Source organism: Pseudomonas fragariae (ex Marin et al. 2024), assembly GCF_059621105.1.
This window is the reverse complement of the sequence record NZ_CM184369.1, coordinates 4,128,012-4,149,193: the sequence shown is the minus strand read 5'-3', so window position 1 is coordinate 4,149,193 and position 21,182 is coordinate 4,128,012. Positions and strand designations below refer to the sequence as shown.

The following is a 21,182-nucleotide window of genomic DNA, read 5'->3' as shown; positions in this document are numbered from 1 at the left end:
CGCTCTTGCTTCAACGCCCGCTGCGGTTGAAGGCGCAATCGATTCGTTATAAGGAAAGATCATGCAAAGCCATTCGGGAAATGAACACACCGCTTTGAATCAGCGTCTGACCCTGCTGTTGATGGCCAGGGACCAGCCAGACTTCCTGCGCCGCGCCTTGAAGTATTACAGCCAGTTTCCGTGCACCCTCATAGTGGTCGATGCGTCAGCCCAGCCTGATGCGGAGATTGCCGGCACAGCCGGCCTGCATTACCTGCACAGTGACGCGCTGGCCAGTGCCAGCCTTGGCGTCAGGATCGCCGAGGGGCTCAAGCAGGTGACCACGCCCTTCGTGGTTCAGGCTCCGGTCGACAGTTTTCTGCTGCCTGATGCACTGAGCGCAGCGCTGAGCTTTCTTGAGGCCAACCCCACCTACGGCGCCTGTCAGGGCTACAGCCTGAGCTATCAGGCGCAGGTCGGTCAGGTGGACTATTTCCGTCGCGATCGCAAAACCTGCGAAGACTATGCCGCGGATGACGCGGGTGAGCGGATTCTGGGTTTCATGAGTGAAAGCCTGTCGCTGCTCAGCGCAGTGACGCGCACGGAGCTGGCGCAGCAGTGGTTCACTTCGGTTACCGATGACACCGAGCCGCACTGGCAGGAAATCGGCCATATGAACTATCTGGTTGCGGCGGCCCGCCTGCGCATCCTGCCAATCGCTTATGCACTGCACTTCACCTCGGGCAAGCAGGCCGAGCTACGCCATGGCGCGGCCATTGCCGCCGCCGTCAGGCACACTGATCCCAAGGCCAGGGCCGTCCGCGATGCGTTCGCCAAAAAACTGGTCGCGCTGCTCGGTGAGGGCTCGGGCTTCGACGGCGCGCAGGGTGAACAGAAGATTCAGGCCGGTCTTGCCGCCATGGGCGAGTGCCTCAAGACCCAGGGCTTCCAGGGCGATGAGAAAATCATCAGCGCGGTGTGGAATGTCGGCCTTGAGCAATCGGACGCGCTCTTCGAGCCTCGCCAGTTCGTCGAAATGCCGTTTTACAACCAGGCACTGTTCGATGAGCTGGCCAGAATCGAATTCCTCATCCATCTGATGCCAGCGGGCCGTTTGCAGCTGGAAGGGCTGGAAGCAGCGCTGCTCAAGCAGGCCGAGTTATTGCGCGAGCAGAGCAACCCGGACGCCGAAGCGCGCATCAGCCGCCTGTGGTACGCCTACGAAACCTACGCCTTCAATCTGGGCGTCGTGAAGAGCCTGATCGCGGAATTGATCAGCGGCAAAGGCAAGGACAGCGAAAAGCAGATCGAACAGGTTTCGGCCTGGAGCCAGCGTCTGCAGGCGGCATCCGCTTTCGACAATGGTCGGCTGCTCGATGGCATGGCTTCCGGTCAACTGCTCAACTGGCTCGATTCGCGCGATCCGGCGCCTGAGGCCCTCAAGCAGATCAGCGACAAGCTCGCCAGCAAACCGGCCGGGTCGCAGATCGGTATCCTGTTGCTGGACCTGGAAGCGGATGTATTCAAGCTGCAGGCCACGTTCGACAGCCTGATCAACAGTCATTACAAGGCGTTCAGGGTGGTGGTGTTCACCACCGGAGAGTTGCCAGCCGTGACTACGCTGCACAATACCCTGCACTTTGTGAAGGTCACCGAAAGCAATTACGTCGACAAGATCAACCAGGTCGTCAAACAGTCGCCCAGCGACTGGCTGATGCTCGCGCAGGCCGGCGAAGAGTTCACCCGCAGCGGTCTGTTGCTGGCCAGCGCCGAGCTGATCGATGCCGCGCAGTGCCGGGCCGTTGCCGTGGACGAGATTCAGCGTCAAGCCAATGGCACGCTCACGCCGGTGTTTCGTCCCGGCTTCAACCTTGATCTGCTGCAAAGCCTGCCGGCACTGATGGCTCGTCACTGGCTGGTGCGCCGTGAGTTGCTGGTCGAGGCGGGTGGATACTCGCGCGAGTTTCCCGAGGCGCTGGAATTCGATCTGTTGCTGCGCCTGATCGAGCAGGACGGCATGAGCGGCCTGGCCCATCTGAGCGAACCGTTGCTGATCTGTGAGGCGCCCGAGCTGAAAGACAATCCGGACGAACAGAAAGCGCTCAAGCGCCACCTTGGCAAGCGCGGTTATCAGGCGGAAGTCAGCTCGGCACAGCCTGGCACCTACAAGATCGATTATCGCCACGCCCACCGGCCGGTGGTTTCGATCCTGCTGCACAGCCAAGACAACCTCCCCGAATTGCAGCGCTGCCTGCAAAGCATTCTGCAACGCACCCGCTATCAGCGTTATGAAGTGCTGATCGGTGACAACGCCAGCACTTCTGCCGAACTGTCGACCTGGCTTGACCGGCAGGAGCAGGTGTCGGGTCGCGTGCGGGTATTCCGTACCGAACAACGCATGAGTCCCGCGACCCTGCGCAATCTGATCAGCCAGGAAGCCGGTGGCGAATACCTGATCCTGCTGGATGCTGAAAGTCAGATCGTCAATGTCGGCTGGATCGAATCACTGCTCAACCAGGCGCAACGCCCGGAAGTGGGCGTGGTAGGCGCCAAGCTGGTGGATGGCGAAGGCGCAGTGACTCAGGCCGGTCTGGTGCTGGGCCTCAATGGCGGTGTGGGTTCGGGGTTTGTCGGTGAGCCCAAGACCGCCACCGGCTACATGCAGCGTCTGGTGGTCGAGCAAAACTACTCTGCCGTGTCATCGGCCTGCCTGATGATTGCCAAGGAGCTATACAACACAGTGGGTGGTCTTGATGAGGAGGCATTCGCCGAAGCGCTGGGCGATGTCGACCTGTGCCTCAAGGCTGCGCAGGCCGGCTACCTGACCGTATGGACGCCGCATGTGCAGGTGGTGCATTCCGGTGTGCTGCATGCCCCGCAGCAGGCGCGCGAAGCATTGATGGACAAGTGGTCAGCGCAGTTCGCGCAGGATGAAGCCTACAGCGTCAATCTGGATCTCCACGGCAAAGGCTTCACTCTGGCCGTTTGAGTCGTTCACCCCCGTAAAACCGGCTGCTTCGCGGCCGGTTAGTCACTTTGAAGGCTTCTTCGCAGGAAGCTGCCGGCAAGCATCAAGTGCATGTTCCCTCGACGCAAATTATCCTAAAGCATGCACACGGGAGTGACCTGCGGGTCATAAAGTGCATCTCCACTGTATTGTTTTACAGGGAGCGACATGCGCCTGACTTGCTTTAACCTGCCAAGCGCCCTGAAAATGTCCGTAAATCACCCCTATTCGGTAGCGCCCCGATTTCGTCGGGACGAAAAATGACCTGTTTACTCATCGGGAAGCCATGATGATTGGCATTAAAAGCATAGCGAGTTACGTGCCTGTTGCAGGTGTTGATAACTACGCTCAAGGCGCCAGATTCGGCAAGGATGAAGAATTCATCCTTGGGAAAATCGGCTCCACCTTCCTGCCGCGCAAAGACGCCGGCCAGGAAACCTCGGATCTGTGCGTTGAGGCGGCCAACACGCTGTTTGCCAATAACCCGCAGCTCAAGCGCGAAAGCATCGATGTGCTGATCGTCGTCACCCAGAATGGCGACGAGGAAGGGCTGCCGCATACCGCAGCCATCGTTCAGGACAAGCTGGGGCTGTCGACCAACGTTGCCGCATTCGACATTTCGCTGGGCTGTTCCGGCTATGTGTACGGCATTTATGCGATCAAGGGCTTCATGGAGGCGGCAGGCTTGAAAAATGGCCTGTTGATCACTGCCGATCCGTATTCGAAAATTGTCGATCAGGAAGACCGCAACACCACCATGCTGTTCGGTGACGCGGCGACAGCCACCTGGATGGGCGAGGGTGCCGAATGGCAATTGGGCAAGGCGAAGTTCGGTACCGATGGTTCCGGTGCGCCACATCTGAAGGTCAGCAACGGCGTTTTCTTCATGAACGGTCGCCAGGTGTTCAACTTTGCACTGTTGAAAGTCCCGGCGCATTTGCATGAGCTACTGGCCGAGTCGGATCTGACCCCGGACGATATCGATGCCTTCTGTATTCACCAGGGCAGTGCGGCGATCGTCGATGCGGTCGCGCGGCGCTTCGAAGACAAACCCGAGAAGTTTCTCAAGGACATGGTCGAAACCGGCAACACCGTGTCATCCAGCATTCCGCTGCTGATCGAAAAGCATGTGCTCGGTTCTTCATGGAAGCGGGTTGCCTTGAGTGGTTTTGGTGTGGGGTTGTCCTGGGGCTCTGCAATTATCTATAAAGACTGAGTTCACCTCGCCTTACAAAGAACGCCTGCGGATAAAACCCCAGGCGTTTTTAAATTAAATAGTGATCTGCGTCACACTTTGAACTTCGTGGTGCAATGCGCTCGCCTGCCGCCACTTCTGACTGCCGTGAATTCCCCTCTTTCCCGCCGTGGGTTTACGCCCCAAACCCTTGTTTTATAAGGGGTGTCACGATGATGGCAAAATATTAAAAAAAAACACTCAAGCAACCTGCCATCGCGACGATAACTATTACGAAGGTTCTCTAGGCACACCCGGCGCTTGCAGGGGCCGGAAGCCACGTAGTACCAAACCAACGAGGAATTCATCATGGCTTTAACAGTAAACACCAACGTAGCATCGTTGAACGTCCAGAAGAACCTGGGTCGCGCTTCCGACGCCCTTTCGACCTCGATGACTCGTCTGTCTTCCGGTCTGAAAATCAACAGCGCCAAAGACGACGCTGCTGGCCTGAACATCGCCACCAAGATCAACTCGCAGATCAAAGGTCAGACCATGGCGATCAAAAACGCCAACGACGGTATGTCCATTGCTCAGACCGCTGAAGGCGCGCTGCAAGAGTCGACCAACATTCTGCAACGTATGCGTGAACTGGCTGTTCAGTCGCGAAACGACAGCAACAGCGCTACTGACCGCGTTGCGCTGAACAAAGAATTCACCCAGATGAGTTCGGAACTGACCCGTATCGCCAACAGTACCAACCTGAACGGCAAAAACCTGATCGACGGTTCTGCCAGCACCATGACTTTCCAGGTTGGCTCCAACTCCGGCGCCTCGAACCAGATCACTCTGACTCTGAGCGCCAGCTTTGACGCAAACACCCTGGGTGTCGGTTCGGCAATCACCATCGTCGGTTCCGACAGTGCTGCTGCAGAGACCAACTTCTCTGCTGCAATGGCCGCTATCGACTCGGCTCTGCAGACCATCAACAACACGCGTTCTGATCTCGGTGCTGCACAAAACCGTCTGACCAGCACCATCTCCAACCTGCAGAACATCAACGAAAACGCCAGTGCTGCACTGGGTCGTATCCAGGATACCGACTTCGCTGCTGAAACTGCACAGCTGACCAAGCAACAGACTCTGCAACAGGCTTCCACCTCTGTTCTGGCTCAGGCTAACCAGCTGCCATCCGCTGTACTGAAACTGCTTCAGTAATATCAGCGTGAGTTTTAGCGGGGGAGTACTTAACAGTGCTCTCTCGCTTTTTTACTTTCTGAGGTGATGGTCATGGATATGAGTGTGAAGTTGAGCGTGACTTATCCGGCCGTTCAACCGGCGAGTCAGGCCCCGGTGCCGGACGCGTCTGTTGACAAGCCTGCCGATAAGGCGCCCGTCGAGCGTGTTGCCGCCACGGCTGAAAGTAAAGGCTCCGGTCTGCACAAGGATGATTCCAAAGACGATGCCAAAGTCAAGGCCGCCGCTGAGGACATCCAGAAGTTCTTTCACGAGGTAAAGCGCAATCTCGAGTTTTCGATCGACGAAGATTCTGGCAAAGTCATTGTCAAAGTGATTGCAAGCGATTCCGGTGAAGTAGTACGACAGATTCCCAATGCAGAAATCCTGAAGCTGGCCGATAGCCTGAGTGATGCGAACAGTTTGTTGTTCCGCGCCAAGGCCTGATCGCCGGTATGGTATGTGTTGTCGGGTCATTCGCCTTTTGAAAGGGCGGAGAGCCCCGCGGCATTCTTGAAGGGAGAAGCACCATGGCAAGTCCGATTACATCTTCAACAGGCCTGGGTTCGGGTCTGGCAATTTCCGCCATCGTCGAAGGTCTTGTCGGTGCTGAAAAAGCGCCCAAGCAAAACCAGATCGACAAGCAGAGCGCTTCCACGACTGCATCCCTGTCGGGTGTCAGTCAGTTGACGTCTGCACTGGCTGCGTTCCAGAAAACACTGGACACCCTGGCCAGTTCCACCACGCCTGCCTTTCAGGGCTTTGCTGCCACGTCTGCCAATGAAGCAGTGGTCAAGGCCACAGCGGGCAACACGGCAGTCAACGGCACCTACGCGATTAACATAAGCCAGCTGGCAACACCTTCGAAGGTGGCTACCGCCGCGCTGGACTCGACGCAGGCGAGTGCTATTCCGAGTGGTACTCTGAAAATCACTCAAAATGGCACTGATTACAACGTGGCGATCGACAAGACCTCGACGCTGCAGGAAGTGCGCGACAAGGTAAACTCGACGCTGCAGGGTAAAGGCATCACCGCCAACATCATCAACGACAACAACGGTTCCAGGCTGGTGTTCAGTTCGACGACCACCGGCAAGGGCAGTGACATTTCGGTGACGGGTGCTTCCGGCCAGGAAGCACTTAACATCGATGGCACCAAGTTGATGAGTGAATCCAGTACCGGCGCTGGTGCGATTACCGCTGTAGCCAAGGACGCCGCATTCACGGTCGATGGCTTGAGTCTGACCAGCAAGACCAATACCGTAAGTACGGCGATTTCCGGTCTGACATTCGAATTGGTCGCGCCCAGCGCTTCTTCTGCTGCTTCGGCATCGACCACGGTCACGGTAGCCACCAACACCGATGGTCTGAAAACCTCATTGCAGTCATTCGTCGACTCTTACAACACGCTGGTTTCACTGGTGTCGTCGTTGACCAAGGGTACTGTCGGCAGTGATGGCACTTACGCTGCCGCTGCGTTGACCGGCGACTCCACCCCGCGTGCACTGCTGGCAACGATACGCGACCAGATTTCCACGGCTACGTCGAATGCCGGTTTGAGTTCCCTGGCGCAGTTGGGGATCAAGACTCAACAGTCTGACGGCAAGTTGACGTTGAGCACGACCGAACTCACAACAGCGCTGAGCGACAAGAAGCTGGGCAGCCAGATTCAGGCGATGTTCACCGGTGTGACCAATGCTGATGGCACAACCTCGGATGGTTTGATTGCGCGCATGAACAAGGCGCTTGAGCCATACACGAAAGCTGACGGCGTTCTGGCTGGCAAGACCACCAGTCTTAATAAGGTGCAGACGCGACTGGCCAGTGATCAGGAGGCGCTCAACCGTCGTATTACGACATTGACGGCAACCCTCACCAAGAAATACAACGCAATGGACCTGGTCGTCGGGCAGTTAAAGGCAACTGCTTCAAGCATTACTTCGATTTTTGAAGCGATGAACGCGCAGAAAAACGCCTCGTAAAAAACCAGTGCAGAAGTACCAGGAACCCGACGCTGTGTCGGGTTCTTGCTTTTGGGCTAAAGTTTCTGCGCACTGCGTCGATAGCTTGAGTATCAGTATTCTGGATTTGTTACGAGGCCCATTATGAATCCGATGTTAGCGTTGCGGCAGTATCAGAAGATCGGCTCCCAGGCTCAGACCTCGGAGGCCAGTCCTCATCGTCTGGTTCAAATGTTGATGGAAGGTGGCCTCGACCGCATTGCTCAGGCCAAGGGCGCCATGGCGCGCAGGGATATCGCCAGCAAGGGCGTGCTCATCAGCAAGGCCATCGACATCGTGGGCGGCCTGCGTGAGGGGCTGGATCTGGAAAACTCGCCCAGCGATGCGCTGGTCAGGCAGGACAGCCTCTATCACTACATGATGACGCGTCTGGCGGAAGCCAACGCCCGTAATGATCAGAAGATGCTCGATGAAGTCGCCGGCCTGTTGATCACCGTCAAGGAAGGCTGGGACGCTATCGGCACCTTGCAATAATCTGCTGGCCTGAGGAGAACAATAATGAGTGCTGCGCTCAAGCGTATCGAAGAAACCCGCGAAGCCTTGGTAGGCGCGCTGGCAGATCGTGACTGGGAGGCTATCGTCAAGCTGGATCTGGCGTGTCGCGAGTGTGTTGACGCGGTGGTCAGCGAAGCGCCCGACGACGAACCTGCACTGCGCAGCAACCTTGAGGAGTTATTGGGTGTCTACAGGCAGCTGATTGATGTTGCAACCGGTGAGCGTCAAGCGGTTGTCGAAGAAATGACTCAAATCCAGAATGCGAAGAGCGCGACGAAGGTATACCATCTGTTTGGTTAATGTTTAATTGTCATTTTTATTGTTCGACAAGAATTTCGCCATAAATTTGACTGTGTCCGTTTTTTTGACTTAACTAGTGATGTTTACTATTTTCTGGCGTCTCAAGGTTTATACAGCTGAGAAGCCAAGCTGCCCCCCAATCATGGGCATTGAGTTGACTAGGGAAGTTGCTATTGCATGTGGCGTGAAATCAAGATTCTGCTAATCGATGACGATAGCCAGCGCCGCCGGGATCTGGCGGTTATCCTGAATTTTCTTGGCGAAGAAAATCTCTCCTGTTCCAGTCAGGACTGGCAGCAGGTGGTCGGCTCTCTGGCGTCTCCACGAGAAGTACTCTGCGTACTGGTCGGCAGCGTAAACGCGCCGGGCAGCCTGCAAGGGCTTCTTAAGACCATCGCAGCATGGGATGAGTTCCTTCCTGTGCTGCTGATGAGCGAAAATTCCTCTGTCGAATTGCCCGAGGATTTGCGCAGGCGAGTCCTTTCTGCACTCGAAATGCCGCCCAGCTACAGCAAGCTGCTCGATTCGCTGCACCGTGCCCAGGTCTATCGCGAGATGTACGATCAGGCCCGCGAGCGCGGCCGTCATCGTGAACCGAACCTGTTCCGCAGTCTGGTAGGTACCAGCCGCGCGATTCAGCACGTGCGGCAGATGATGCAGCAGGTCGCCGACACCGATGCGAGCGTACTGATTCTGGGCGAGTCGGGCACTGGCAAGGAAGTGGTTGCGCGTAACCTGCACTACCACTCCAAGCGTCGTGATGCGCCGTTCGTGCCGGTCAACTGCGGTGCCATTCCGGCCGAGCTGCTCGAAAGCGAGCTGTTCGGACACGAGAAGGGCGCGTTTACCGGTGCGATCACCAGCCGTGCCGGGCGCTTCGAGCTGGCCAACGGCGGCACATTGTTTCTCGACGAAATCGGCGACATGCCACTGCCGATGCAGGTCAAGCTGCTGCGCGTCCTGCAGGAACGCACCTTTGAGCGTGTGGGCAGCAACAAGACGCAAAGCATCGATGTGCGCATCATCGCCGCGACGCACAAGAATCTCGAGACCATGATCGAGCTGGGCAGCTTCCGCGAAGATCTTTACTACCGTCTCAATGTGTTCCCGATCGAAATGGCGCCGTTGCGCGAGCGTGTCGAAGATATCCCGCTGCTCATGAACGAATTGATTTCGCGCATGGAGCACGAGAAGCGCGGTTCGATTCGCTTCAACTCCGCAGCCATTATGTCGCTGTGTCGCCATGCCTGGCCGGGCAACGTCCGTGAGCTGGCCAACCTGGTCGAGCGCATGGCGATCATGCACCCGTACGGCGTGATTGGCGTGGCTGAGCTGCCAAAGAAGTTTCGCTACGTCGACGACGAAGACGAGCAGATGGTCGACAGCATGCGCAGCGAGATCGAAGAGCGTGTGGCGATCAACAGCAATACGCCGAACTTCGCCTCTGGCGCGATGCTGCCGCCTGAGGGGCTTGATCTGAAAGACTACCTCGGTGGTCTGGAACAGGGCCTGATTCAGCAGGCGCTCGACGATGCCAACGGTATCGTTGCCCGCGCAGCGGAGCGCTTGCGCATTCGTCGTACGACGCTGGTCGAGAAGATGCGCAAGTACGGTATGAGCCGTCGTGAGGGCGATGAACAGGCAGATGATTGACGCCGGTTTTTTGTGCCAAAAACCAAGCCCCTGATTTTTCAGGGGTTTTTTTTAGGCACGGGGATTGCTAAGTCTCTCTTAACACACCGTTTACTGACGGTTCGCCACGAGAGAGATGAATCATGTCCCAGGCCGCCCAACTGACTTCCGCCCTATCTGTTCAGGCTCCGTACTCCCCGGAGCTGGAAAGTCGTCAGGGGCTTGAGCACGCATTCTCGCTGTTCAATCAAATGTCGGCGCAATTGACCGATTCCTACGGGGTGCTTGAAGCACGCGTCACCGAACTCAAGGGCGAACTGGCACATGCCGGCGCCCAGCGTCTTCAGGAGCTGGCGGAAAAAGAACGCCTGGCCAACCGCCTGCAGAATCTGCTTGATCTGCTGCCCGGCGGGGTGATCGTCATTGATGGCATGGGCGTCGTGCGCGAGGCCAATCCCGCTGCAATCGATCTGCTCGGGCAGCCGCTGCTGGGCATGCTCTGGCGTCATGTGATCAGCCGCTGCTTTGCACCCCGAGAGGACGACGGCCACGAAGTCTCCCTCAAGGACGGTCGCAGGCTCTCGATTGCCACACGCTCGCTGGATGCCGAGCCGGGTCAGTTGGTATTGCTCAATGACCTGACCGAAACCCGTCATCTTCAGGAACAGCTGGCCCGTCACGAGCGCCTGTCTTCACTGGGGCGTATGGTAGCCTCTCTGGCGCATCAGATTCGTACGCCGTTGTCCGCTGCCATGATCTACGCCAGCCATTTGACCGAGCAGGAACTGCCGGTGGAAACCCAGCAGCGTTTCGCCGCGCGGCTCAAGGATCGTTTACATGAGCTGGAGCATCAGGTTCGCGACATGCTGGTGTTCGCCCGCGGCGAACTGCCGCTGACGGATCGCCTGACGCCCGGTGCTCTGTTTCAGGCGCTGCAAAATGCGGCTGCGACGCATGTTCAGGGCGTGGCGGTGCGCTGGCAGTGCGACAGCATCGATGGCGAGCTGCTGTGCAATCGCGACACACTGGTCGGCGCACTGCTCAATCTGATTGAAAACGCCGTCCAGGCCAGCGCTGGCCGGACGCTGCTGAAAATTCACGCCTACAGTCGCGGCAACCAACTGCGAATCTGCTTCAGCGATAACGGCAGCGGCATTGACAAGGCCGCGCTGGCGCGCATCGGTGAGCCGTTCTTTACGACCAAGACCACCGGCACAGGGCTTGGCCTGGCCGTGGTGACGGCGGTGTCGCGTGCGCATCAGGGGCGAGTGGATTATTTGTCGCGGGTCGGCCGTGGTACCTGCGCCATTGTCAGTCTGCCGTTGATCCCGGCTTCCAGTTCGACAGGTAATCACTGATGCCGATCAATGTGCTGCTGGTCGAGGATGACCGTTCGCTCCGGGAAGCGCTTGGGGAAACCCTCGAGCTGGCCGGTTATGACTATCAGGCGGTCGGTTCCGCCGAAGAAGCACTGGTGGCTGCCGAGGCAACGCCCTTTAGCCTGGTGATCAGTGACGTCAACATGCCGGGCATGGACGGCCACCAATTGCTGAGTCTGTTACGCAGCCGGCATCCGCAATTGCCGGTGCTGCTGATGACGGCGCATGGCGCAGTCGAGCGCGCTGTCGATGCCATGCGCCAGGGGGCTGCGGATTACCTGGTCAAACCCTTCGAGCCCAAGGCGCTGATCGCGCTGGTTGCGCGGCATGCACTGGGTCGTCTGGAGCCTGCCGAGCGCGACGGGCCGATTGCGGTCGAGCCCGCCAGTATCCAGTTACTGAACCTTGCCAGCCGCGTGGCGAAAAGCGACTCCACCGTGCTGATCTCCGGCGAGTCCGGGACCGGTAAAGAGGTTTTGGCGCGTTTCATTCATCAAAACTCGCCGCGTGCCGATAAGCCTTTTATTGCGATCAATTGTGCAGCGATTCCGGACAATATGCTGGAAGCCACGTTATTCGGCCATGAAAAGGGTTCGTTTACCGGCGCCATTGCGGCGCAGGCCGGCAAGTTCGAGCAGGCTGACGGCGGGACGATCCTGCTGGACGAGATTTCCGAAATGCCGCTGGGACTGCAAGCCAAATTGCTACGTGTGTTGCAGGAACGCGAAGTCGAACGCGTAGGGGCGCGCAAGCCGATCGTTCTGGATATCCGCGTCGTGGCGACCACCAACCGCGATCTGGCGGGTGAAGTGGCGGCGGGGCGCTTTCGTGAAGATCTGTTTTATCGCCTGTCGGTATTTCCATTGGCATGGCAGGCGTTGCGTCAAAGGACTGCCGATATTCTGCCGTTGGCCGAGCGGCTTCTGGCCAAGCACGTCAATAAAATGAAGCACGCGCCGGTTCGTCTTTCCGCCGAAGCGCAGCAGTGTCTGGTGAGCTATCCATGGCCCGGGAATGTGCGGGAGCTGGATAACGCAGTACAGCGGGCCTTGATTCTGCAGCAGGGCGGGGTGATTCAGGCACAGGATTTCTGTCTGTCCGGGCCGGTTACCAGCCTGCCTGTTGCTGCCTCTGTCGAGGCTGCAGGGGCAGTGACTGGCACCACCGCGGAGAATGCAGGTGCCGGCGTCAGTCCGGAATCTGTCGGCGCGCTGGGCGATGACCTCAGGCGTCACGAGTTTCAAATGATCATCGACACCCTGCGTTCTGAACGGGGACGTCGCAAGGAGGCTGCAGAACGCCTGGGTATCAGCCCGCGTACATTGCGCTACAAGCTGGCGCAGATGCGTGACGCCGGAATGGATGTGGAAGCCTATCTGTTTGCCACGTGAGCCAGGCACACTGATTGCCGCTCCCGATCGGCGGTCACTGAATATTTTTGCTGTGATACAAGCCTGAAATAATCCCGGCGCCCCGTAGATACGGGCGGCCCGGCGCGAACTCGTGTCAAGCGACATGATGCACTCATCTGGTGTGGCAAATAGCCGCCATCTAGCTGGCATCGTTGTTGCTATACCTTCTGTACCCGCTGAATCAGTGTCAAAAATTTGCGGGCCTTACGAGAGATATGTCCATGAGCCAAGGTGTTGAATTTAATCGCTTGATGTTGGATATGCGGGCCATGCAGATGGATGCGATGTCTGCGCCCAAGCCCGTGTCCGGTGCGCAGGAAGCCGGTGCCAGCAGCTTCGCTGACATGCTTGGTCAGGCCGTCAACAAGGTCGCGCAGACCCAGCAGGCTTCCAGCCAGTTGGCCAATGCATTTGAAGTCGGCAAGAGCGGCGTGGATCTGACCGACGTCATGATTTCGTCGCAGAAAGCCAGCGTGTCTTTTCAGGCGTTGACCCAGGTGCGTAACAAGCTGGTTCAAGCTTACCAAGACATCATGCAGATGCCGGTTTAAGGGACGTACTGAGTCATGGCCGAAGCAGCTGCCGATACCGTTCCTGCAAGAACGGGCGATTCCGAAAGAAAACCGTTGTTCGGTATGTCTTTTCTGGAAAATCTTTCCGAAATGACCATGCTGCGTCAGATCGGCCTCATGGTCGGTCTTGCCGCGAGCGTGGCCATCGGCTTCGCCGTGGTGCTCTGGTCCCAGCAGCCTGACTATCGTCCGCTTTATGGCAGTCTGGCGGGCATGGACAGCAAGCAGATCATGGACACCCTGACTGCGGCGAACATCAACTACACCGTCGAGCCGAACTCCGGTGCGCTGCTGGTCAAGTCCGATGATGTGCAGCGTGCGCGTATCCAACTGGCCCAGGCGGGTGTGGTACAGAACGACGCTAACATCGGCTTCGAAATCCTCGACAAGGATCAGGGCCTTGGCACCAGCCAGTTCATGGAAGCCACGCGTTATCGTCGCGGGCTGGAAGGCGAATTGGCGCGTACCATTTCTGCGTTGAACAACGTCAAGGGTGCCCGCGTGCACCTGGCCATTCCGAAGAGCTCGGTGTTCGTCCGTGATGACCGCAAGCCAAGTGCATCGGTACTGGTCGAGTTGTACGCCGGTCGTTCGCTGGAGCCGAGTCAGGTCATGGCCATCATCAATCTGGTGGCCACCAGTGTTCCCGAGCTGAGCAAGTCGCAGATTACCGTCGTCGACCAGAAGGGCACTCTGCTTTCCGATCAGGCGGAAAACTCCGAACTGACCATGGCCGGCAAGCAATTCGACTACAGCCGTCGCATGGAAGGCATGCTGACCCAGCGCGTGCAGAACATTCTGCAGCCGATTCTGGGCAATGATCGCTACAAGGCCGAGGTCTCGGCAGTGGTTGATTTCAGCGCTGTCGAATCGACTGCCGAAAGCTTCAACCCCGACCAGCCTGCCTTGCGTAGCGAGCAGTCGGTCAATGAACAACGTTCCAGCAGCTCAAGCTCGGGCGGCGTTCCAGGTGCGCTGAGCAACCAGCCACCCGGCCCGGCGACGGCTCCGCAGACTGCAGGCGGTGGTGCCGCCGGTGCTGCCGGCCCCATCGCGCCAGGCCAGCCACTGCTGGATGCCAATGGTCAGCAGATCATGGACCCGGCCACCGGTCAGCCCGCGTTGGCGCCATACCCCGCCGACAAGCGCGTGCAGTCGACCAAGAACTTCGAGCTGGACCGTTCGATCAGTCACACCAAGCAGCAGCAGGGCCGTCTGACCCGCCTGTCGGTCGCCGTGGTGGTCGACGACATGGTCAAGACCAACGCGGCCAATGGCGAAGTGACGCGTGCTCCGTGGAGCGCGGCGGATCTGGCTCGCTTCACGCGTCTGGTACAGGATGCCGTGGGTTTCGACGCCAGCCGCGGTGACAGCGTCAGCGTGATCAACGTGCCGTTCTCCAGCGAACGCGCTGAAGTGCTGCCTGAGGCGTCGTTCTATTCGCAACCCTGGTTCTGGGACATCGTCAAGCAGGCGGTGGGTGTGATTTTCATCCTGATCCTGGTGTTCGGTGTACTGCGCCCGGTGTTGAACAACATCACCAACGGCAAGCGCAAGGAACTGGCAGGTTTCGGTGGCGACGCCGAACTGGGTGGCATGGGCGGTCTGGACGGCGAATTGTCCAACGATCGCGTAAGCCTGGGCGGCCCGCAGAGCATTCTGCTGCCGAGCCCGACCGAAGGCTATGACGCACAGCTGAACGCAATCAAGAGTTTGGTGGCTGAGGATCCTGGCCGTGTGGCTCAGGTTGTGAAAGAGTGGATCAACACTGATGAATGAACGAGCCATGGTAGCCAAACTCTCCAAAGTTGAAAAAGCGGCTGTACTGTTGCTCTCGCTGGGCGAAACCGATGCGGCTCAGGTGCTCCGGCACATGGGCCCCAAGGAAGTCCAGAAAGTGGGCGTAGCGATGGCGCAGATGCGCAACGTGCATCGCGAGCAGGTCGAAGAGGTCATGAGCGAGTTCGTCGACATCGTCGGTGATCAGACCAGCCTTGGCGTCGGTTCCGATGGCTATATCCGCAAGATGCTGACCCAGGCACTGGGCGAGGACAAGGCCAACGGCCTGATCGACCGGATCCTGCTGGGTGGCAATACCAGCGGTCTGGACAGCCTCAAGTGGATGGAGCCGCGTGCCGTCGCCGACGTGATCCGTTTCGAGCACCCGCAGATTCAGGCCATCGTGGTCGCCTACCTCGACGCCGATCAGGCGGGCGAGGTGCTTGGGCATTTCGATCACAAGGTCCGCCTCGATATCATCCTGCGCGTGTCATCGCTCAACACCGTACAGCCAGCGGCTCTCAAGGAATTGAACCAGATTCTCGAGAAGCAGTTCTCCGGTAACGCCAACACGTCGCGTACCACACTGGGTGGTATCAAGCGTGCGGCCGATATCATGAACTTCCTCGACAGCTCGATCGAAGGTTCGCTCATGGACTCGATCCGCGAGGTCGACGAAGACCTCTCGGTGCAGATCGAGGACCTCATGTTCGTCTTCAACAATCTTTCCGATGTCGACGACCGTGGTATCCAGGCGCTGCTGCGCGAAGTATCCTCGGACGTGCTGGTACTCGCGCTCAAGGGCTCGGACGAAGGCATCAAGGAAAAAATCTTCAAGAACATGTCCAAGCGTGCCTCTGAGCTGTTGCGCGACGATCTGGAAGCAAAAGGTCCGGTGCGTGTCAGCGATGTGGAAACCGCCCAGAAAGAAATCCTCACCATTGCGCGTCGTATGGCCGAGGCCGGCGAGATCGTACTCGGTGGCAAGGGTGGCGAGGAAATGATCTAAGGATTCAGCCGACTCATGTCCAGTTCCAATAAAGAATCGGCCAGCGACCTCATTCGCGCCAAGGACGCCGCGTTGCTCGACATCTGGGCGCTGCCCAGCTTCGATCCACACGTGGAGCCCGAACCTGAACCGGAACCCGAGCTGGTCGACGAACCGGCCGAGATGGAAGAAGTGCCGCTGGATGAAGTTCAGCCACTGACTCTGGAAGAGCTGGAAAGCATCCGCCAGGAGGCTTGGAACGAAGGCTTCGCCACCGGTGAAAAGGAAGGTTTTCACAGCACTCAACTAAAAGTGCGTCAGGAGGCGGAGGTCGTTCTTGCGGCAAAAGTTGCCAGCCTGGAACAACTGATGGGTAACCTGCTGGCACCTATCGCCGAGCAGGACACCCAGATCGAAAAGGCCGTCATTTACCTCGTCGAGCACATCGCGCGTAAGGTCATTCAGCGCGAGCTGGTCACGGACTCGGCACAGATTGCCAGCGTGCTGCGCGATGCCCTCAAGCTATTGCCGATGGGCGCGCAGAATGTGCGAATTTTCATAAACCCTCAGGACTTCCTGCTGGTCAAGGCCATGCGTGAACGTCACGAGGAGTCGTGGAAGATCGTCGAAGACGAAGACCTGCTGCCGGGCGGTTGCCGCATCGAAACCGAGCATAGCCGTATCGACGCCAGCGTCGAAACACGCATTGCCCTGGCGATTTCCAAGATGCACGACCAGTTGCATGAACAGGTCACTCATCCTGCTGCAGCGGATCTGAGCGTTGATCTGGATGTTTCGCCAGGCAAAGCCTCCAATGCTGAAGAATCTGACGCGGACACCCTCGATGCGCCTTGATCGCACCAGTTTCGCCAAGCGCCTCGGTTCCTATGCCGAGTCGATCAGCCTGCCTGCCCAGCCCGTAGTGGAAGGTCGGCTGCTGCGCATGGTGGGTCTGACGCTTGAGGCCGAGGGCCTGCGCGCGGCAATGGGCAGCCGGTGTGTAGTTATCAATGACGACAGCCATCACCCGGTGGAAGTCGAAGCTGAAGTGATGGGTTTTTCCGGTGGCAAGGTGTTTCTCATGCCGGTCGGCAGCGTGGCCGGCATCGCGCCTGGGGCGCGGGTTGTGCCGCTGGCCGATACCGGTCGTCTGCCGATGGGCATGAGCATGCTGGGCCGGGTGCTTGATGGTGCCGGTCGTCCGCTGGATGGTCGCTCGCCGATCAAGGCTGAAGACTGGGTGCCGATGGATGGCCCGACCATCAACCCGCTCAAGCGTGACCCCATCAGTCAGCCACTGGATGTCGGCATTCGGTGCATCAACGGTTTATTGACGGTGGGTCGCGGTCAGCGTCTCGGGCTGTTTGCCGGTACGGGCGTGGGCAAGAGTGTGCTGCTCGGCATGATGACGCGCTTCACCGAAGCGGACATCATCGTCGTCGGCCTGATCGGGGAGCGGGGCCGTGAGGTCAAGGAGTTCATCGAGCACATCCTCGGCGAGGAGGGCCTGAAGCGTTCGGTGGTGGTCGCTTCGCCAGCCGATGATGCGCCTCTGATGCGTTTGCGCGCAGCGATGTATTGCACGCGAATCGCCGAATACTTTCGTGACAAGGGCAAGAATGTCCTGTTGCTGATGGATTCCCTGACCCGTTTTGCTCAGGCTCAGCGGGAAATCGCGCTGGCCATTGGCGAGCCGCCGGCCACCAAGGGCTATCCTCCATCAGTGTTTGCCCGCTTGCCCAAACTGGTCGAGCGCGCCGGCAACGCTGAAAAGGGCGGTGGTTCTATTACCGCGTTTTACACCGTGCTCTCCGAAGGCGATGACCAGCAGGACCCGATTGCCGACTCGGCGCGCGGTGTGCTGGACGGTCACATCGTGTTGTCCCGGCGTCTGGCCGAAGAGGGGCATTACCCGGCTATCGATATCGAAGCGTCGATCAGCCGGGTCATGCCCGCCGTGGTCAGCCCCGAACACATGGCGCGTGCGCAGCATTTCAAACAGTTGTGGTCGCGTTATCAGCAGACGCGCGATCTGATCAGCGTCGGCGCCTACGTGGCCGGTGGTGATCGCGAGACGGACATGGCGATCGCGCTGCATCCGGTACTGGTGCGCTATCAGCGTCAGGCGTTGCGCGAGAACGAAAGCATGCAGGGCAGCAGCGAGGCGCTGGCGTCGATCTTCGCACCAGCGCCTGGCGGCTGATAACCCATGGCGCAGAGTCGAGCGGCGCGTCTGGCGCCGGTGGTCGAGATGGCAGAGGCTGCCGAGCGAACTGCCGCCCAGCGCCTTGGGCACTTCCAGGGGCAGGTCAATCTTGCCAACAACAAGCTGCAGGAACTTGACCAGTTTCGTCAGGATTATCAGCAACAATGGTTGCAGCGCGGCAGTGCCGGGGTTTCCGGGCAGTGGCTGCTGGGTTATCAACGCTTTCTCAGTCAGCTCGATGTCGCCGTTGCCCAGCAATACAAAAGTCTTGAATGGCACAAAGCCAATCTGGATCGGGCGCGCAGCGCCTGGCAGGATTGCTACGCGCGGGTAGAGGGCTTGCGCAAGCTGGTGCAGCGGTACATGGACGAGGCGCGCAGGCTGGAAGACAAGCGCGAGCAGAAATTGCTCGACGAGTTGTCGCAGCGCCTGCCTCGTCATGAACAATTCTGACGTTTGACTCAATCAGACCCGCAGTGATCTCTCTGGCTGGTCTACGCTATCAATGTCTCGGTGATGAAACACCTCGAGGTTCCCATGACTGTCACTTCCGAACGTTCTGCCGATGGCCAGACGCTGACCCTTTATATCGAAGGGCGTTTCGATTTCAATTCCCATCAGGCGTTTCGCACTGCCTATGAGGACTATCCGCAGTCGCTGAACTACGTGGTCGACCTGCGCGGTACGCATTATCTGGACAGTTCTGCGCTGGGCATGCTGTTGCTGCTGCGCGATCACGCCGGAGGTGACAAGGCATTGGTACGCCTGGTCAACTGCACGCCTGATGTGCTGAAGATTCTGGCCATTTCCAATTTCTCGAAGCTGTTCGAATTGAGCATACCCAGTGCAGCCAGCCCCGAACAAACTGTGCATTCTGATCGCTGATGACAGCACCAGTGACCGCTTGCTGCTGTCAACCATCGTGGCGCGGCAGGGTCACCGGGTCCTCAGCGCGTGCAACGGTGTCGAAGCGGTTGCCATCTTCAAGGCCGAAAGCCCGCAGTTGATTCTGATGGACGCCATGATGCCGGTCATGGATGGTTTTGAGGCCGCGCGAAGGATCAAGGCGATGGCCGGCGAATCGCTGGTGCCGATCATCTTCCTGACCTCGCTCACCGAAGGCGAGGCGCTTGCACGCTGCCTGGACGCCGGTGGTGACGACTTTATGTCCAAGCCTTACAACCCGCTGGTATTGGCCGCCAAGCTCAACGCCATGAATCGTTTGCGGGTATTGCACGAAACTGTTCGCCAGCAGCGTGACCAGATCGCCAGGCACCATGAATATCTGCTCAATGAGCAGCGTGTCGCCAAGGCGGTGTTTGATCAGATCGCCCACGCCGGTTGCCTGGGGGCGAGTAACATTCGCTACCTGCAGTCCCCCTACGCACTGTTCAACGGCGACCTGATGCTGGCTGCTTACACCCCCGCCGGGCACATGCAGGTGCTGCTCGGCGATTTCACCGGACATGGCTTGCCGGCTGCCGTTGGCGCGATGCCGCTTGCAGAAGTGTTCTATGGCATGACAGCCAAGGGCTATGGCCTGGTTGAAATCCTCCGTGAAATGAACGCCAAGCTCAAACGCATCCTCCCGGTCGACATGTTTTGTTGTGCGACGCTGCTGTGTATCAATCTGCCGCAGCGGCAGGTCGAGGTCTGGAGCGGTGGCTTGCCGGACGGCTACCTGCTGCGCGGCGCACAGGGCGAGCATGTGCCGCTGGCCTCGAATCATCTGCCCTTGGGCGTATTGAGCGTCGATGCCTTCGACGCGCGCACCGACGTGTATCCGTTGGCGCCGGGTGACCGCATATTTCTGTTGTCCGACGGCGTGCTCGACACCAGTAACAGTCAGGAGGAGCTGTTCGGTGCGCAGCGTCTGCGACAGGTTCTGTCGGCCAATCGCGAACCGCAGTTGCTGATCGAAGAGATCCTCGAGGCGCTCAACGAATTTGGCGGCAAGGCGCGTGACGATGTCAGTCTGCTGGAAGTCAGCGCTGTCGAAGCGCCGCTGCAAAGTCTGCCTGCCATGATGTATTCGGACAGCGGCGCCTCCAGCCCGCTGGACTGGTCGGCCAGCTTCGAGTTTCGCGCCTCGACCCTCAAGCGTTTCAACCCCCTGCCTTACGTACTGCAATTGCTGCTGGAGGTTCACGGTCTGCGTGATCAGGGCGCTGCACTGCATATGGTGCTCGGCGAGCTGTACAGCAATGCGCTGGAGCATGGTGTGCTAGGGTTGGATTCGGCGCTCAAGCACGACGCAGCAGGCTTCGCGCTCTATTATCAGCAGCGGGCAGAACGCCTCGACAGGCTGCAGTCCGGCTTCATCCGCATGACCCTGCAGGTTGAAACGGTCGCGCAGGGCGGTCGGCTGACCCTCGGCGTCGAGGACAGCGGCCAGGGATTTGATGTGGAAAAGACCCGGACGCTGACGCCTGCCGGCAATGAACTGTATGGTCGCGGGCTGCATCTGGTCTGTGAGTTGAGCCGCGAGGCCAGGTGGTCCAGGGATGGCAGGACCGCCTGCGTGGAATTTTCCTGGGAGGGAGTGGCATAATCCCCGCCTGGAGTCTTGATCAAGGAGTGAACAAGTGTCGATTCATCTGGATTACAGCGTGTTGAATACCTTGCAGGAGGTCATGGAAGACGAATATCCAACCTTGCTGGATGTTTTTATCAAGGATTCCGAGCAGCGTATCGCGCAGCTGCGTCTGGCTGCCGGGTCCCGCAATCCTGACTTTCAGGAGTTGAGCCTTACCGCTCACAGTTTCAAGGGCAGCAGCAGCAACATGGGGGCCTTGCAGCTTTCCGAGCTGTGCCGTCAGCTCGAGGAGCAGGCCCGTCAGGAGCAGTTCGCAGGTCTGGCAGAATTGATTGGCACGATCGATAGCGAATACATGACGATTCGCGGGCTGTTCAATTCCGAGCGGCAGCTGTTCGTCATCTGAGCCCTTAGAGTCATGCCCCCGATCCCCGCTATGGGGAATCATTAGATAACTGGCCCGTAT

Annotated in this window: 19 protein-coding genes; all 19 read left to right on the top strand. The window is 58.6% G+C overall.

The window, feature by feature from the left end; translation table 11 throughout:
- Positions 1-61 precede the first annotated feature (61 nt).
- The 19 genes from AC54XV_RS17830 to AC54XV_RS17740 all read left to right on the top strand — a co-directional run bounded on the left by AC54XV_RS17830 (position 62) and on the right by AC54XV_RS17740 (position 21,122).
- Entirely contained in the window at positions 62-2,968 is a 2,907-nt protein-coding gene (locus AC54XV_RS17830) for a glycosyltransferase family 2 protein (protein WP_496717120.1), read from the top strand.
- A gap of 307 nt (positions 2,969-3,275) precedes the next feature.
- Entirely contained in the window at positions 3,276-4,202 is a 927-nt protein-coding gene (locus AC54XV_RS17825; RefSeq protein ID WP_024648363.1) for a ketoacyl-ACP synthase III, read from the top strand.
- Positions 4,203-4,529: 327 nt separating this feature from the next.
- Complete coding sequence (locus AC54XV_RS17820; protein WP_003316798.1) at positions 4,530-5,378, top strand: flagellin domain-containing protein; 849 nt, start codon at positions 4,530-4,532, stop codon at positions 5,376-5,378.
- A gap of 72 nt (positions 5,379-5,450) precedes the next feature.
- Positions 5,451-5,843: a flagellar protein FlaG gene (locus AC54XV_RS17815; RefSeq protein WP_032656981.1), complete on the top strand. Its 393-nt coding sequence runs from the start codon at positions 5,451-5,453 to the stop codon at positions 5,841-5,843.
- An 83-nt stretch (positions 5,844-5,926) separates the two neighbouring features.
- Positions 5,927-7,378 (top strand): flagellar filament capping protein FliD, encoded by a 1,452-nt coding sequence (fliD, locus tag AC54XV_RS17810; protein ID WP_032656979.1) that lies wholly within the window; start codon positions 5,927-5,929, stop codon positions 7,376-7,378.
- A 123-nt stretch (positions 7,379-7,501) separates the two neighbouring features.
- Complete coding sequence (gene fliS, locus AC54XV_RS17805; protein ID WP_003316801.1) at positions 7,502-7,891, top strand: flagellar export chaperone FliS; 390 nt, start codon at positions 7,502-7,504, stop codon at positions 7,889-7,891.
- Between the two features lie 24 nt (positions 7,892-7,915).
- Positions 7,916-8,212 (top strand): flagellar protein FliT, encoded by a 297-nt coding sequence (gene fliT, locus AC54XV_RS17800; protein WP_003316802.1) that lies wholly within the window; start codon positions 7,916-7,918, stop codon positions 8,210-8,212.
- Between the two features lie 177 nt (positions 8,213-8,389).
- Entirely contained in the window at positions 8,390-9,865 is a 1,476-nt protein-coding gene (gene fleQ / locus AC54XV_RS17795; protein ID WP_003316803.1) for a transcriptional regulator FleQ, read from the top strand.
- Positions 9,866-9,987: 122 nt separating this feature from the next.
- Positions 9,988-11,202: a sensor histidine kinase gene (locus AC54XV_RS17790; protein ID WP_024643116.1), complete on the top strand. Its 1,215-nt coding sequence runs from the start codon at positions 9,988-9,990 to the stop codon at positions 11,200-11,202.
- Positions 11,202-12,614, top strand: coding sequence for a sigma-54-dependent transcriptional regulator (locus AC54XV_RS17785; RefSeq protein WP_004408060.1), 1,413 nt, complete (start codon positions 11,202-11,204; stop codon positions 12,612-12,614). Before AC54XV_RS17790 ends, AC54XV_RS17785 begins: the two co-directional genes overlap by 1 nt.
- A 242-nt stretch (positions 12,615-12,856) precedes the next feature.
- Positions 12,857-13,186, top strand: a complete 330-nt coding sequence (gene fliE / locus AC54XV_RS17780) for a flagellar hook-basal body complex protein FliE (protein ID WP_003344011.1) — start codon at positions 12,857-12,859, stop codon at positions 13,184-13,186.
- A 15-nt stretch (positions 13,187-13,201) separates the two neighbouring features.
- The gene (gene fliF, locus AC54XV_RS17775) at positions 13,202-14,986 is read left to right on the top strand and encodes a flagellar basal-body MS-ring/collar protein FliF (protein WP_004408062.1); all 1,785 of its coding nucleotides are present in this window, start codon (positions 13,202-13,204) and stop codon (positions 14,984-14,986) included.
- Complete coding sequence (fliG, locus tag AC54XV_RS17770) at positions 14,979-15,995, top strand: flagellar motor switch protein FliG (RefSeq protein ID WP_011268442.1); 1,017 nt, start codon at positions 14,979-14,981, stop codon at positions 15,993-15,995. The genes fliF and fliG overlap by 8 nt, the downstream gene beginning before the upstream one ends.
- Before the next feature lie 15 nt (positions 15,996-16,010).
- On the top strand, positions 16,011-16,829 hold the full coding sequence (fliH, locus tag AC54XV_RS17765) for a flagellar assembly protein FliH (protein ID WP_011268441.1): 819 nt from the start codon (positions 16,011-16,013) through the stop codon (positions 16,827-16,829).
- On the top strand, positions 16,819-18,177 hold the full coding sequence (gene fliI / locus AC54XV_RS17760) for a flagellar protein export ATPase FliI (RefSeq protein ID WP_011268440.1): 1,359 nt from the start codon (positions 16,819-16,821) through the stop codon (positions 18,175-18,177). Before fliH ends, fliI begins: the two co-directional genes overlap by 11 nt.
- A 6-nt stretch (positions 18,178-18,183) precedes the next feature.
- Positions 18,184-18,633 (top strand): flagellar export protein FliJ, encoded by a 450-nt coding sequence (gene fliJ, locus AC54XV_RS17755; RefSeq protein ID WP_002554288.1) that lies wholly within the window; start codon positions 18,184-18,186, stop codon positions 18,631-18,633.
- Positions 18,634-18,717: 84 nt separating this feature from the next.
- The gene (locus tag AC54XV_RS17750) at positions 18,718-19,065 is read left to right on the top strand and encodes an STAS domain-containing protein (protein WP_004408073.1); all 348 of its coding nucleotides are present in this window, start codon (positions 18,718-18,720) and stop codon (positions 19,063-19,065) included.
- Positions 19,025-20,731, top strand: coding sequence for a fused response regulator/phosphatase (locus AC54XV_RS17745; RefSeq protein ID WP_496717119.1), 1,707 nt, complete (start codon positions 19,025-19,027; stop codon positions 20,729-20,731). Before AC54XV_RS17750 ends, AC54XV_RS17745 begins: the two co-directional genes overlap by 41 nt.
- Positions 20,732-20,765: 34 nt before the next feature.
- Positions 20,766-21,122 carry an Hpt domain-containing protein gene (locus AC54XV_RS17740; RefSeq protein ID WP_103714150.1) on the top strand — a complete coding sequence of 119 codons (357 nt, stop codon included), beginning with the start codon at positions 20,766-20,768 and terminating at the stop codon, positions 21,120-21,122.
- Positions 21,123-21,182 lie beyond the last annotated feature (60 nt).